Genomic DNA, 14,244 nt, shown 5'->3' with positions numbered 1-14,244 from the left:
CGGGTTAAGAAATCATCACCGGGCGGCGATTATACGCATTTATCCATGGAAAGAGGAGGGATAAATCTGTTGATAACATGATTGGCACTATCAATTAGAACAGGATCACCAGACGATTATTCATCGAAACAATTATCTATCGAAACAGTGATCCCATTAATCTTAACCGAGTGTTGGCGCAGCCTGTGTTACCAATTGTCCTGCTGATCCACGATCCGCCATCTCAAGGCTCTGACTGTGGAACAAGAACGGGAAATGCTCGGAAGAAACCTGATTGAAATACACCAGTAACTCCACATCACCATCAATCCAAACTGTATCCTTCCAACCACGATCTTCGGCCATCGCTGGCGCACCATTTACATTTTTCACCAGGAACGAAACACCCTGTATATGAAATGATTGCGGCATGTCAGCATGTATTGTCCAACGTTCCCAAGTACCTTGCTGTGCCTGAGCATCAACCCGATTCATATCCCAGATAACACCATTGATCCCTGGCAAATCATCTCCCAAACGGAAGTCACGAGAACGCACCGCATTACCATCTAAGATCTGATCAGAGAGCAGACGTATTGGTAGATTATCAGTGACTAATGGCAATAAACCGGTCGGTTTTAATGTTAGCACCAAGCTAGAAATCAAAATACTCGATGGCTCAAATAGCCCGCGCAGCCTATCCATAATTCCGGCAGATTCACCCGCCGTAATCGAGACTTCGCTCCCCTGCGACATATCGATAGCCACCTCACGCCGTTCACCCGGCGCTAACGAGAGTTGCTGTACCGCTATCGGCGCAGGCAGGAACCCCTGATCACTGGCGACCACATGCAATGGGCGACCGTCACTCAGTTGCAAGACATAGCGGCGCGCATTGGACGCATTCAATAAACGTAAACGCACCCAACCACGAGAAACTTCAACAAATGGGCTTTGCGCGCCGTTAACTAACAGTGTATCCCCCATAAAGCCCCCATTTGCTGGCGGGTCATATTGTGGAACACCAAAGTTATCCAGCCGTTTATCCTGAATAATAATCGGGAAATCATCAACACCGTAATGGCTTGGTAGTGGCATCGCTTTGCTGACTTCATCTTCCACCAGCCACATACCGGCTAACCCATTGTAAACATGAGGCGCCATCCGGTTAGGTGTATTGGCATGGTACCAGCAGGTTGCCGCAGGTTGCCGTACAGGCAATACCGGTGACCAATCGACACCGGGGGTAATCATACGTGCAGCGCCCCCCATCAATGTGCCCGGAACTTGCAGCCCACTGATAGTCATAGACACCGGCTCAGTCAAACGGTTGCTGTAAATGAGCTTAACATCATCACCGCTGTAAACCCGAACAGTCGGCCCCAGATACATACCGTTGATACCCCACACAGCGGCTTTCTGCTTGCCACTGAATGCCCAATGCGCCCGCTGTAACGTTAAAAACAGCGGTTGTCCACGGCGAGATTCCAGTAAAGGTGGAACAGGTAACGAGGGTTGCTGGGTGCTATTAGCCTGTGCCCTCAATGGCAACGAACCCGCGCCTAGCGCTAAGCCCGTAGCCTGAATGAACTGGCGACGACTGAGTGACATATCTTCTCCGGGAAAACCACAATCAAACCTACTGCAAAATTTTGCCTGACTGCGAATAACGCTGAAGGACGGCAAAACGCTCACGACCAGAGTCGTTTAAATAAAACCCGTCATACTTCAAGCTGCACGTGCGTTAGCTGCACTCAATCACCCGAATCACTTACTTATGTAAGCTCATCGGGATTCATTCGTTTGCCGCCTTCCTGCAACTCGAATTATTTAGGGTATTCTTTATATAGATTATTTTTCAGCTGCTGCCTGCTGGGCAATTTCTGCATCAAGCTGCTCAATTTTAGCCAACATCAGATTACGACAATGCTCCGATAACTCCCGAACGCGATCTTTACCGTAACCGGAGGTATCAACTGGCGGCATGATTTCTACAATAACTTTGCCGTTTGACCAACGGTTTAGCTTGATATTGTTCGTGCTAGACACACAAATTGGCACGATTGGCACACCCGCGGCGATAGCAGCATGGAAAGCACCTGTCTTGAACGGCAGTAAACCGCGCCCACGGCTACGAGTTCCTTCTGGGAACATCCAGATGGAAACATTCTTTTGTTTAACTTGTTCAACTACTTGGGCGATAGTGCCATGCGCCTTAGCACGGTTATCACGATCAATAAGCAGATTACCCGTTAGCCAATATAATGGGCCAAATAAAGGTACCCACAGCAAGCTCTTTTTGCCCACAGTGACAGTACCTGATTGAACAACATTCGACATTGTGACCATATCGTAATTATTTTGATGGTTAGCGATATAAATACACGTGCCATAGTGAGCCGCTTCCTTAGGAATGCGCTGCTCAACCGTAATCCCAAATAATACTGACATCCGGCCAAAAAGATGAGCAAACGTCGCGAGGTTACGCGGATTTCGGGGGCGGAACAGGCAATAAATCGAACCAAACACACACACTAGAAAACAATATAAAACTGCCAATACCGTGCGCAAAATTAATAGCATAACAACCTCTTAAACACTCACTCTTAGATTCGCAATCGGCGCTAGTATAACGGTTTCCAGACAAAACACCGCGCAGATTCCTTACCCTGATCATGCTACGCGACAGCGCGCGCAAATTGCGCACGCTCCCTGTTACATTTACTGGCGACTACTCTTCATTATCTGCTGGTATTACACGCTCTGGCGCATCAACATCAACGCGATCAATACGTTGTAACCCACGAGGCAGTGGTGAACCTTTCCGACCACGTTCGGCTCGGAATTTCTGCAAATCTTCTGGCCGTAAGGTTAACTTACGTTTACCAAAGTGAAGAGTAATTGATGTTTGAGGAGGTAAGACAAACAACCATACCAGCCGATCTTTACCCGCCGCCGCATCCGCAGCAGGGATCGAGACTATCTTATTACCCTTACCTTTTGATAACTCAGGTAAATCTGCTACTGGGAACATCAACATGCGGCCAGCGGCAGTAATGGATAACAGCATGTCATCCGGCCCATATATTTCCAATGGTGGCAATGCCTTGGCATTTTCCGGCAGGGTAATCATGGTTTTGCCAGCACGATTTTTTGCAACCAAATCATTGAAAGTACAAACAAATCCATAACCCGCATCCGATGCCATTAACAATTTCTGGTCATCCGGTGCCATCAATACCTGCTCAATGGTTGCTCCCGGTGGCGGGGTCAACTTACCGGTCAGCGGCTCCCCTTGCCCACGCGCAGACGGCAGTGTCAGCGGATCTAATGCGTAGCTACGACCAGTTGAGTCAATAAACACCACAGGTTGGTTGCTCTTACCGCGAGCCGCAGCACGGAAACTATCACCCGCTTTATAACTTAGCCCACTAGGATCAATATCATGGCCTTTGGCACTGCGCACCCAACCCATTTCAGACAGCACGATAGTCACCGGCTCAGAAGGCACAATATCATGTTCACTCATGGCTTTGGCTTCGCCACGTTCAGTCAGCGGCGAACGGCGATCATCACCATACGCAGCCGCATCAGCCTGAATTTCTTTTTTAATCAGAGTATTAAGCTTACGTTCTGATGCGAGTAATGCCTGTAACTGATCGCGCTCTTTGGCTAACTCATCTTGCTCACCACGGATCTTCACTTCTTCCAGCTTGGCTAAATGGCGGAGTTTCAGCTCGAGGATGGCTTCTGCCTGAGTTTCAGAGATCGCGAAATGCTGCATCAACAGCGGTTTGGGTTCATCTTCGGTGCGGATGATATGAATAACTTCATCAATATTCAGGAAGGCAATCAATAAACCTTCTAAAATATGTAACCGCTTCAATACCTTTTCCAGACGATAATTCAGCCGGTTACGCACAGTTTGGCGTCGGAATACCAACCACTCCGTCAGGATCTCCACCAGCCCTTTCACTGTAGGGCGATGATCCAGACCGATCATATTCATGTTGATGCGATAACTTCTTTCCAGATCCGTGGTAGCGAACAGATGGTTCATCACTTGATCCAAATCGACACGATTGGTTCGCGGAACAATGACCAGCCGAGTCGGATTTTCATGGTCAGATTCATCGCGTAAATCTTCAACCATCGGCAGCTTCTTGGCGCGCATCTGGTTGGCAATCTGTTCCAACACTTTGGCACCCGAAACCTGATGCGGCAGGGCGGTAATCACTGCGCTGCCATCTTCTTTCTTCCATAAGGCCCGCATCCGCACCGAGCCACGACCATTCTGGTAAATTTTACGAATCTCATCACGCGGAGTGATGATTTCAGCTTCCGTCGGGAAATCAGGCCCTTGCACGAACTCCAGCAACTCTTCCAGTGAGGACGTTGGCTTATCAATCAGCGCCAGCACCGCCTGTGCAATTTCGCGCACATTATGGGGGGGAATATCTGTTGCCATGCCCACAGCAATACCGGTGGTACCATTAAGCAAAATATTAGGCAGGCGTGCAGGCAGCATTTTCGGCTCCTGCATGGTGCCGTCAAAATTCGGCACCCAATCAACGGTTCCCTGCCCCAACTCACCCAGCAACACTTCCGCATACTTGGATAAGCGAGATTCGGTATAACGCATTGCCGCAAAGGATTTAGGGTCGTCCGGCGCCCCCCAGTTCCCTTGCCCATCAACCAAGGGATAGCGGTAAGAGAATGGCTGTGCCATCAATACCATAGCTTCATAACACGCGCTGTCGCCATGCGGGTGATATTTACCCAGCACGTCACCTACAGTACGAGCAGATTTTTTGAATTTTGCGCTATTGTTCAGCCCCAGTTCGGACATTGCATAGACAATGCGCCGCTGTACCGGCTTCAAACCATCGCCGATAAACGGCAACGCCCGATCCATGATGACGTACATGGAATAGTTCAGATAGGCGTTTTCAGTAAAGGTGTGCAGCGGTAAGCGTTCTGCACCGTCATGAGTCAAATCACTCATTACTTAATTATCCTCAGACTCTGGAGGCGATCACTGTCAGTCAGCAGATCGGCACCGCAAGTTCATTGTCGATTTCTGCCCGCGATAGTACCTCATCTGCGGGGTGACTGTCACAACCCACAGATAATCTCAATCTTTCAGTCTTGCAACATTATCTTTCAGCCTTGCAACATTGGCCGCCCTTTCTATCAGCGGGGTAACAAAACGATATCATCATGTAGCCTACTGCTTCTCTTCCTTTCATATACTGGCTATGCGCTGGAGTTCCTCCCACTTTTATTCGCTCCCCCGATAGCCATTGCCGGGACGACGGCGTGCAAATCAATACACAGCGACAATATCGGTTTGCTTGCAATAAATGTCGTTTCGCTTGCAATAGAAGTAGGAGAATACCCATGGCATCACCCAACATTCTGCTGTTACGCATCGACAATCGGCTGGTTCACGGCCAGGTTGGCGTAGCATGGTCCTCATCTCTTGGGGCAAACCTGTTATTGGTTGCCGACGACGGCGTCGCGCAGGACAAACTCCAACAACAAATCATGTCAATGACAGCTGAATCCATGGGGTTGGGGATCCGTTTTTTCTCCATCCAAAAAACCATTGATGTCATTGGCAAAGCTTCCGCTGAACAAAAAATTTTTATCGTCTGCCGCACTCCGGATGAAGCTCGCCGCTTGGTAGAGGGCGGGGTTCCCATTCGCGATGTGAATGTCGGGAATATGCATTTTTCGGAGGGCAAACGTCCGCTGACCAAAAAAGTGTATGTCGATGATAATGATTTGGCCAACCTGCATGCAATTCAACAGCATAACGTAAATGTCTTTATTCAGGACACACCGAGTGACGGCAAAGATAAAGTCCAGTAAATAGCCGCCGCATCAGGGTATATCAATCCGCCAGAGCTTAATTCAAGAATGCGGAAGCCGGTAATACCCTGCCCTACAACACCTTTGGTGACGGAATTATTTATGCATGAAATAACAATGATGCAAGGTATTGGGCTGGCAATTATGGCCCTGATTGTTGGGATCGATTTTTGGTTGGAAGCGCTGTATATCTTCCGTCCCCTTATCGTGTGTACCTTAACTGGTGCCATCCTCGGTGATATCCAAACCGGTTTGATTACCGGCGCACTGACTGAACTGGCTTTTACTGGCCTAACTCCAATTGGCGGCACCCAACCCCCCAATCCGGTGCTGGCGGGTATTATGACCACCGTGATTGCCCACAGCACGGGGGTTGATGCGAAAACAGCCATCGGACTCGGTTTGCCCTTTAGCTTCTTAATGCAATATATCATTCTGTTCTATTACTCGGCTTTCTCGTTCTTTATGCAAAAAGCGGATCGTTATGCCGAAGAGGCCGATGGTGCGGCTCTCGGGCGGCTAAATCTATTACTAACCGCCATTGTTGCCGTAACTTACGCCGCAGTGACTTTCCTGTGCGCATATGTCTCTCAAGGTGCGATGCAGAGCCTGGTGCGCTCGATGCCCGTCTGGTTAACCCACGGATTTGAAGTGGCTGGCGGTATCCTGCCTGCGGTTGGTTTTGGCTTGCTATTGAAAGTCATGATGAAAACGCCATTCACCCCTTTCTTCATTATTGGTTTCCTGTTTGTCACCTTTATACCGGTACAAAATCTGTTGCCTGTCGCGCTACTGGGGACAGCTTTCGCTATCTACGAATATTACAACCAACAGAAAAAAGCCGCCCAAGCCGCTGCCGCACCTGAGGAGATGAATGATGGAATCTAATATCTTGCCAACAACAACCGATGTCAGCGCAGAGCCAACCACCAAGTTGACGCGCCGAGATATCACCAAGTTAGGTTTCCGCTCGGCGCTGTTACAGTCAGGTTTTAACTACGAACGGATGCAGGCCACCGGCTTTGCCAGTGCTCAAGCCCCATTATTGAAAAAAATTTATGGCAATGACAAAGCGGCGCTGTCGGCAGCCATGAAAGACAATCTGGAGTTTATCAATACCAATACCAACGCCGTTGGTTTCTTGATGGGGTTATTGATTTCTCTGGAAGAACGCCACGAAAGTCGTGATCTGATAAAAGGGCTGAAAGTGGCATTATTCGGGCCACTGGCAGGTATTGGTGACGCGATTTTCTGGTTCACCTTACTGCCGATTGTCGCCGGGGTTTGCGCCTCTTTTGCCAGTCAGGGCAGTATATTAGGACCTATTATCTTCTTCGTGGTTTATCTGGCGCTATTTTTACTGCGCGTGGTGTGGACTCATCTGGGTTACACCTTGGGGGTAAAAGCCATTGATAAACTGAGGGCCAGTTCGGGGGCTATTTCCAGAGCAGCGACCATCCTCGGTGTGACCGTCGTTGGTGGACTGATTGCTTCATATGTTCATATAACAGTGGCGGCGAAAGTCGCGGTGACAGCGGGACATGAGGTCTCCATTCAGGAGGCATTCTTTGACAAAGTCTTCCCTAACCTACTGCCGATGGTCTACACCTTGCTGATGTATTACTTGCTGCGAGCCAAGAAAGTCAGCCCGGTGACACTCATTCTGGTGACGTTCGTCTTGTCTATCGCGCTGTCATGGCTTGGTGTGTTGTAACTCCGCAATCCGTTTTAATCTTTACTGCGCTGGCTAATTGCCAGCGCCCAAGGACCTTTTATGGTAAGCATTATCATCACGGGCCACGGGCGTTTTGCCAGTGGGTTGTATAGCGCCCTGGAGCAAATCATTGGCCCCCAACAACAGATTATTGCTATCGATTTTCCGGTCGGCATGAGTACTCAACAGTTAGACCAAGCATTACAACAAGCACTGGATGCATTACCTGTGGAGCAGGGAGTCATATTCTTCACCGATTTACTGGGTGGTTCCCCTTTTCGCAGTGCAGTCCAATTGAGTGTGCAGCAACCTCAATTTGAAGTTATTGCTGGCACAAATATGCAGATGCTGGCAGAAACGGTGTTAGATAGAGATGAAATCCCCACTGCGAGCGAGTTTGTCCAGCAAGCACTGGCTGCCGGGAGCAGAGGAATCGTTCATTTTGTGCTTGAGAGTGACACACCAGATAATGAGAGCAATGAGGAACCGGAAGGAATCTAGGAGTAACCCTCTGATATTTTGTGATTTCCCATTTTAAAGAAGGGCACTTCGCCCTTCTGCTCCATGAAAGCCGCAATAATCTAACCTGCAATATCCCTCTATAAACTCAGCCACTTTATTTGATGCGCCACTCTTAAGATTTCACCGCGATTAATGCAGTATTCAACTGTTGCACAGCCTGCTGCGGTGTCTGCTCTGGATGGGTAAAAAAGTAGTTCAGGACGTGGAAAAAAATCTCTTTAGTTTGGGCATCTGTCGCCATTGAATGCGCCATACTTGGCAGCAATTTCCCCGATGCTTCAGCTTGGCGGAATGCTTTGCTCGACTGCTGGGCACAAGAGTCAAAATCCTGCAATGAAACATCCATCCGCGCGGGGATTGAGCCTTTTAATTGATTAAAAGTCACCTGGAACTGCTTATCCATCAGTACGTCAGCTAAATGGCGCTGACCAGAGACCATCACTGGGTTACCGTTTTGCTGCAAAATAGCAAAACTGTCAGTGTTATAAATAAAGTAATCCTGAGTGCCGGGAGCCAACACACATAGAAACTCTTTACCAGGTCGATCACCATCTTGCATCATCTCGCCTTTAGCCCAGTCACCCATAATCATCATCGCAGCTTTGCCGCTGCGCAACATTTCTACCGACTCATGCCACGGACGATTAGCGGCATCTGGGTCAATATATCTTTTAATTTGACGAAACTTTTCCAGCACTAGCATCATCTTTGCGCTCGTAATTGCGCTGCTACGCTGTTCCATAAACACCTGACGGTAGAATTCCCCACCTTCCATGCCTAATAGCAGATTCTCAAACACGGTAGCGTCTTGCCATGCTTGCCCACCATGGGCTAGTGGAATGTATCCCGCAGCTTGTAGCTTATCCGCCACAACAAAAAACTCATCCCAAGTGGTAGGGACAGCTAATTTCAATTTGGCGAATGGTTTGGGGTTAATCCACATCCAATTGATTCGATGTATGTTTACCGGCACAGCGACATATTCATCGTGGTATTTAATATTAGTTTTGAGGGCGGGAGGCAAAACCTGATCCCACTCAATAGTTTGCTCCGGTGTATAAGGGCTGGAGAGAAAACCAAGTCTGGCCCACTCTTCAATAGCTTTCCCCTCAAGCAGAGCAGCCCCTGGCGGGTTACCGGCGATAGCACGGGTTTGCAAAACACTATAGGCGCTCTCTCCCGCGCCACCCGCAATAGCAAAATCCTGCCAATTATCCCCTTTTTCGGCCAGCGCCTGTTTTACCGAGCGTAATGCCGCCTGCTCACTAGACGAAGTCCAATAATGTAAAACTTCCACATTTATTGCAGCAACATGGGTCGTGACCAGCAGTAAAGTAATGACAAATAGCGTCTTCAACATAGTGAATAGACTCAGTTATAGCGTTGTAAACGGACTTCCACTATCAGGCCACTGGAGGGATGATTGTGTAATGTCACTTCCCCACCGTGCGCTCTGGCAATGCTACGTGAAATAGCCAGACCCAATCCGCTGCCACGATTGTCCTGCTGCAAACGATAGTAGGGCTTAAAGACTTTCTCCCACTGATCCTCAGGGATCCCTGGACCAAAATCACGGATAAACAGCATGATGTAATCCCGATGGTCTGATAAAACTATTTCTACCCGCCGACCATAATTCAGCCCATTATCCACGATATTATTCAGTAGGCGTTTAATCGCCAGCGGGCGACCAAAAATGGGGCTGGCTTTACCGGAAACATTGACATTAAGATAGGCATCCATTGTTTTTCTTAGTAAATTCATGATATCTATGGATTCCAAATTCTCATGTAAATCAGTGTCTTTCATACTTTGCAGCGCACCTTTGACCATCATTTCTAAGTCAGCAACATCCTGCTCAAACTTTTTCCCTAATTTGTCATCTTCCAGCATTTCTACCCGTAACCGCAGCCGTGTAAGTGGGGTTTTCAAGTCATGGCTGATAGCAGTAAACAGCATTTCCCGGTTATGCAGATAAGCTCTCAGGCGGCTTTGCATTTGATTAAAAGAGCGGGTAGCCGTAACCAGCTCTGCACTGCCTTCTTCCGGTAAAGGTTCACTGTCCAATGAACTGTTGAGTTCAAGTGCACCATGGGCTAACCGCGCTAATGGTTTTAGCTCACGACGAATCAACCACCAAGTGAAAAGCAGCACCAAGAGCAAGCTACACAAGGTAAAACCCACCTGACGTAAGCTAAATAATGGGCTTTCCAGCTGGTCATAAGGGGGCGGCAGAGGAGCGGCGAGAAATAGCCATTCATTGGTATTAAGTTGTAACTGAATGACTAATACCGGCGCATCTTTGTGGGATGTCGTGATACCAAAGCGCGCCCATGCCGGGGGCAAATTTTCGACCAATACTCCGGCATTAAAAACTTTCAGTTGATCCGCAGGTGTCAACGAAATAATCGCCGCCTGCCGTTCCCCTAGTTGTGTTCGCAGTTCCTGTTTTGCTTGCGAGACAACTGTTTTGGCTGCTTGGCTGCTGAGTAATTGCACTTCGTCCAACACATGATTATTGATCGAAATAAAAAACTGCGATCCCCCTAATGCTAGCTGTTGTTGCAACACCAAATGGCGATAATTATAAGGGAGGGAGGACATAAAGTTGTAACTGGTCAACATGCCCTGCACCAGCCCTTTAATTGTACTTTCCAGGCTGGCCTGATTCCGCAAGCTGAACTGGCGATACCAGATTGAACCAGAGATACTTTCTGCCAGCAACAGGGCGATCACCAGCATACATAGCATGCGGCTCAGCAGTGAACGGGGCCACAGTAGCCGGAACATGTCCTGCAGCCAGCGGATATAACGGCCCGAATCAATATTCACGACTGACATCGCAACAGAGCATGTAGCCCTGATTACGCAGAGTGCGCAGCAGCAAACGCTGGCTATCTTGCAGGCGTTGACGCAAGCGACTGATTTGTACATCAATCCCCCGCTCCAGCGGGTTATTTTCCCGGCGGCGGGTTATTTCAGAAATCTGGTCTCGGTCGAGGATCTGATTCGGATGGCGCAAGAATAGCGAGAGTAAAGTAAACTCAATCCCCGACAAGGGTTCACTCTGCTTTTGCGGATCAATAAGCTCGCGCCGGACTAAATCCAGTTTCCAGCCGTTAAAGCACAAAAAACGCGCCTCCGTGCCAGGACTTTGTACTATTTGATTACGACGTAATAATGCCTTAACCCGCGCCAGTAGCTCACGAGCGCTGAAGGGTTTCGCCAGATAGTCATCTGCACCCAACTCCAGCCCAATCACTTTATCACTTTCATCAGATGCCGCCGTCAGCATGATGATCGGCACCGCCGAGACTTGCCGTGCTTTACGACAAAGGGTGAAGCCATCATCGCCAGGCAGCATGACATCCAAAATGACTAAATCCACGGATTCCTGCTTCAATGTTGCCAGCAAGTGTTCACCATCAGGTAGCGAAAGCACACGAAAATTCGCTTTGGTGAAGTATTCCGTCAGCAAGCTACGGATCTCTTCGTCATCATCAATTACGAGCAAAGTATGAGGGGACATAATGGCGCTGACCTGAGTAAACGAGTGTCGCTGATAGGCAAGCAGTGTACCGCTATAACTCAGTGTGCAGCTATATGAGGCGAGGTTTTAACTACATTCTGCGAGCGGCCTCAAAACTGTTGCCCTGTTGTTTCGGTGATATGAAGTTCAATGCGGGGAGCTTCGCAAGTTTGCAGCTAAAACAGTTTAATTGCGGTGTTTTGTTGCTTACTAAGCAATAGTGTTATGCATCATTGTGTATTTTTCTCTGGTAATGAAACCGTTAGCATACTCACTATTCCGGGTTAGGCAGCATCGAACCTCTATTATTTAAATAGGGGTATAGCTTTAAAAGGGTATATCAATGAGTAACGTATTAATTATTAACGCAATGAAGGAATTTGCGCACTCCAAAGGGGCGCTTAATCTCACTCTCACTAATGTGGCTGCCGATTTTCTACAAGAGAATGGCCATCAGGTTAAAATCACTACTGTTGACCAGGGCTATGATATTGAAAATGAAATTGAAAATTATCTTTGGGCTGATACCGTCATTTATCAAATGCCAGGTTGGTGGATGGGCGAACCATGGATTTTGAAAAAATACATTGATGAAGTCTTTACCTATGGCCATGGCCGCCTGTATCAAAGTGATGGTCGTACGCGCTCCGATGCCACTAAAGGCTATGGTTCTGGCGGTTTGATTCAAGGTAAAACCTATATGCTTTCAGTGACCTGGAATGCACCATTTGAAGCCTTTACTGATCCGAATCAGTTCTTTGAAGGGGTCGGTGTTGATGGCGTTTACCTGCATTTCCATAAGGCAAATCAATTCCTTGGAATGGAATCCTTGCCAACATTTATGTGCAATGATGTGATTAAGCAACCAGATATTGAAGGTGATATTAATCGTTATCGTCAGCATTTGGCCGAAAACTTTAAGCATCAAGCAGTTTGATATCACACCATCACATCTAAATTGGGGTAGCCATGATTACTGTTTTTGCAGAAATAAAAGTCAAACCAGGGCGTCGTCAGACCGTGTTGGACGCTATTGAGAAGCTAATACCGGCGGTGCTGGCAGAAGAGGGCTGTGGTGGCTACGTGCCAATGATTGACGTACCAACCCAGCTTGACTGGCAAAAGAATTCGCCAGACTCAATTTTCATGCTGGAAAAGTGGCAAAGTGTGCATCACTTGGAACTGCATCTGCAAATGCAACATATGCAGATGCATCGTGAAGTGGTTAAAGATGATGTGCTGGATGTGAACATTCATATCCTTGATAACGCTTAATCAGCCTATCCCCAAAGTCATTGGAGTTGCAGGTAGGCGGCAAGCGAATGACTAATCGGTTGAAAATCGATTTGAACAGCATTTATGCCAGCCCGTAGGGTGAGCCTCTTTGAGGCTTATCAGACTGCTGACAAAGTTGATAAAAGGGGAAATGTGCCGAATGGGTCGTAACGGCGTGAGCCGTCGGAGCGCCCATCGGCGCAGTCGCCCCGTCAGCCTCAATGCGACAAAATGGGTTTGTCATCAACCTCAAGAGCCTCTTTGAGGCCCATTAATTCCGATAAACTTATTCATGTAGGGTCAACTACAAGTAAGTGATTCGGAGAACAAATCTGTCGGGAACAGACTTGAACGCTGCTTGCAGCACCCCGCAAAGGCGAGGTCTACGGATGGGCCGAGTAATTAGCGCAGCTAACCCTGTGGCTTCAAGTACGAAGGGGATCTCTGAGCCAATGACTACCCTGCAACTTAATCTGCTCACTGACATAATCCAGAAAACAAGTAATGCGCGCGGCAAGCTGAGTATTACGATAATAAACTGCATTAATCGGCTGCCAGGTTTCCAGAGTTTGATCGGCCATCACCTCAACTAAGCGCCCCGCCAGTTGATCCTCTCGAGTCATAAAATCTGAGAGTTCGACAATCCCTTCGCCCTGTAAAGCCAATAAACGCAGTGTTTCGCCACTGGATGCAGCCAGATTAGGAATGATTGACGAACGTCCACCCGGCAAATGAGGTAGTGACCACTGATTAAGAAACTCGGGCTGAGTAAAACCAAGCAAACTGTGATTTGCCAGCTCCTCAATCGTATGGGGAGTGCCGTGGAGTTGTAGATAATCTGGGCTAGCGAGGATACGCACCCGGCTGGCACCCAACAAACGCGCATGGATAGTTGAATCGCGTAGCGCGCCAATGCGGATCGCGATATCAGTGCGTTGTTCCAGCAAATCGATATTCAGGTCGTCGGTATTCAGCTCAAGGATGATTTGCGGATATAGTGCGCGAAAACCGGGAATCATCGGTACAATCACATGCTGCATAAAAGGCGCTGCCGCATTCACCCGCAACCGCCCAGCCGGTTTCAGCCGCCGTAGAGCAATCTGCTCTTCAGCATCATCGACCGCACCGAGGATCTGCCGCGCATGTTTGAGGAACAATTCGCCCTCTTCCGTCAGCTCCAGCCGCCGTGTGGTACGGCGCAGTAAGGTGGTCGCCAACTTTTGTTCCAGCCGGCTCAATGCCCGGCTGATGCCTGATGTGGTCTGACTACGCTGCTCCGCAGCCGCCGTGATTGAGCCACAGTCAACTACCGAGGTAAACGCCTGCAGCTCTTCTAAGGTCACTTTCATCG

13 protein-coding genes are annotated in these 14,244 nt (G+C 48.5%); 6 read left to right on the top strand and 7 right to left on the bottom strand.

What is annotated here, in order from left to right:
* Positions 1–162 precede the first annotated feature (162 nt).
* From ftsP to parC, 3 genes are all read right to left on the bottom strand, one after another.
* On the bottom strand, positions 163–1,590 hold the full coding sequence (gene ftsP, locus DX162_RS08810) for a cell division protein FtsP (RefSeq protein WP_004390112.1): 1,428 nt from the start codon (positions 1,588–1,590) through the stop codon (positions 163–165).
* Positions 1,591–1,830: 240 nt separating this feature from the next.
* Positions 1,831–2,562, bottom strand: a complete 732-nt coding sequence (locus DX162_RS08805; RefSeq protein WP_004390113.1) for a 1-acylglycerol-3-phosphate O-acyltransferase — start codon at positions 2,560–2,562, stop codon at positions 1,831–1,833.
* A gap of 148 nt (positions 2,563–2,710) precedes the next feature.
* Entirely contained in the window at positions 2,711–4,984 is a 2,274-nt protein-coding gene (gene parC, locus DX162_RS08800; protein WP_004390115.1) for a DNA topoisomerase IV subunit A, read from the bottom strand.
* Positions 4,985–5,379: 395 nt separating this feature from the next.
* Between parC and agaB the strand changes: the two genes are divergently transcribed.
* The 4 genes from agaB (at position 5,380) to agaF (ending at position 8,068) form a co-directional block, all read left to right on the top strand.
* On the top strand, positions 5,380–5,853 hold the full coding sequence (gene agaB / locus DX162_RS08795) for a PTS galactosamine transporter subunit IIB (protein ID WP_004390117.1): 474 nt from the start codon (positions 5,380–5,382) through the stop codon (positions 5,851–5,853).
* A gap of 102 nt (positions 5,854–5,955) precedes the next feature.
* Positions 5,956–6,741, top strand: a complete 786-nt coding sequence (agaC, locus tag DX162_RS08790; RefSeq protein ID WP_032819632.1) for a PTS galactosamine transporter subunit IIC — start codon at positions 5,956–5,958, stop codon at positions 6,739–6,741.
* Positions 6,731–7,567, top strand: a complete 837-nt coding sequence (gene agaD / locus DX162_RS08785; protein WP_032819633.1) for a PTS galactosamine transporter subunit IID — start codon at positions 6,731–6,733, stop codon at positions 7,565–7,567. The genes agaC and agaD overlap by 11 nt, the downstream gene beginning before the upstream one ends.
* Before the next feature lie 60 nt (positions 7,568–7,627).
* Entirely contained in the window at positions 7,628–8,068 is a 441-nt protein-coding gene (agaF, locus tag DX162_RS08780) for a PTS galactosamine/N-acetylgalactosamine transporter subunit IIA (protein WP_004390120.1), read from the top strand.
* Between the two features lie 133 nt (positions 8,069–8,201).
* On the opposite strand, the gene DX162_RS08775 is transcribed toward agaF, so the two are convergent.
* Genes DX162_RS08775 through DX162_RS08765 form a run of 3 tightly spaced genes read right to left on the bottom strand, consistent with a single transcriptional unit; the run spans position 8,202 to position 11,618 of the window.
* Positions 8,202–9,449 carry an ABC transporter substrate-binding protein gene (locus DX162_RS08775; protein WP_004390121.1) on the bottom strand — a complete coding sequence of 416 codons (1,248 nt, stop codon included), beginning with the start codon at positions 9,447–9,449 and terminating at the stop codon, positions 8,202–8,204.
* Between the two features lie 11 nt (positions 9,450–9,460).
* The gene (locus DX162_RS08770; protein WP_227744195.1) at positions 9,461–10,921 is read right to left on the bottom strand and encodes an ATP-binding protein; all 1,461 of its coding nucleotides are present in this window, start codon (positions 10,919–10,921) and stop codon (positions 9,461–9,463) included.
* Positions 10,911–11,618, bottom strand: a complete 708-nt coding sequence (locus tag DX162_RS08765; RefSeq protein WP_004390123.1) for a response regulator — start codon at positions 11,616–11,618, stop codon at positions 10,911–10,913. The genes DX162_RS08770 and DX162_RS08765 overlap by 11 nt, the downstream gene beginning before the upstream one ends.
* 343 nt (positions 11,619–11,961) lie before the next feature.
* Here DX162_RS08765 and DX162_RS08760 point away from each other — a divergent pair, with 343 nt between their 5' ends.
* Entirely contained in the window at positions 11,962–12,555 is a 594-nt protein-coding gene (locus DX162_RS08760) for an NAD(P)H-dependent oxidoreductase (protein WP_004390124.1), read from the top strand.
* A gap of 32 nt (positions 12,556–12,587) precedes the next feature.
* Positions 12,588–12,893, top strand: coding sequence for a putative quinol monooxygenase (locus tag DX162_RS08755; protein WP_004390125.1), 306 nt, complete (start codon positions 12,588–12,590; stop codon positions 12,891–12,893).
* A gap of 425 nt (positions 12,894–13,318) precedes the next feature.
* On the opposite strand, the gene DX162_RS08750 is transcribed toward DX162_RS08755, so the two are convergent.
* Positions 13,319–14,242 carry a LysR family transcriptional regulator gene (locus DX162_RS08750; RefSeq protein WP_004390126.1) on the bottom strand — a complete coding sequence of 308 codons (924 nt, stop codon included), beginning with the start codon at positions 14,240–14,242 and terminating at the stop codon, positions 13,319–13,321.
* Positions 14,243–14,244: the final 2 nt, after the last annotated feature.

Origin of the sequence: Yersinia kristensenii (assembly GCF_900460525.1) — a bacterium.
Lineage (GTDB): Bacteria > Pseudomonadota > Gammaproteobacteria > Enterobacterales > Enterobacteriaceae > Yersinia > Yersinia kristensenii.
The sequence above is the reverse complement of the archived record's forward strand: the minus strand, read 5'-3'. Positions and strand labels throughout refer to the sequence as shown.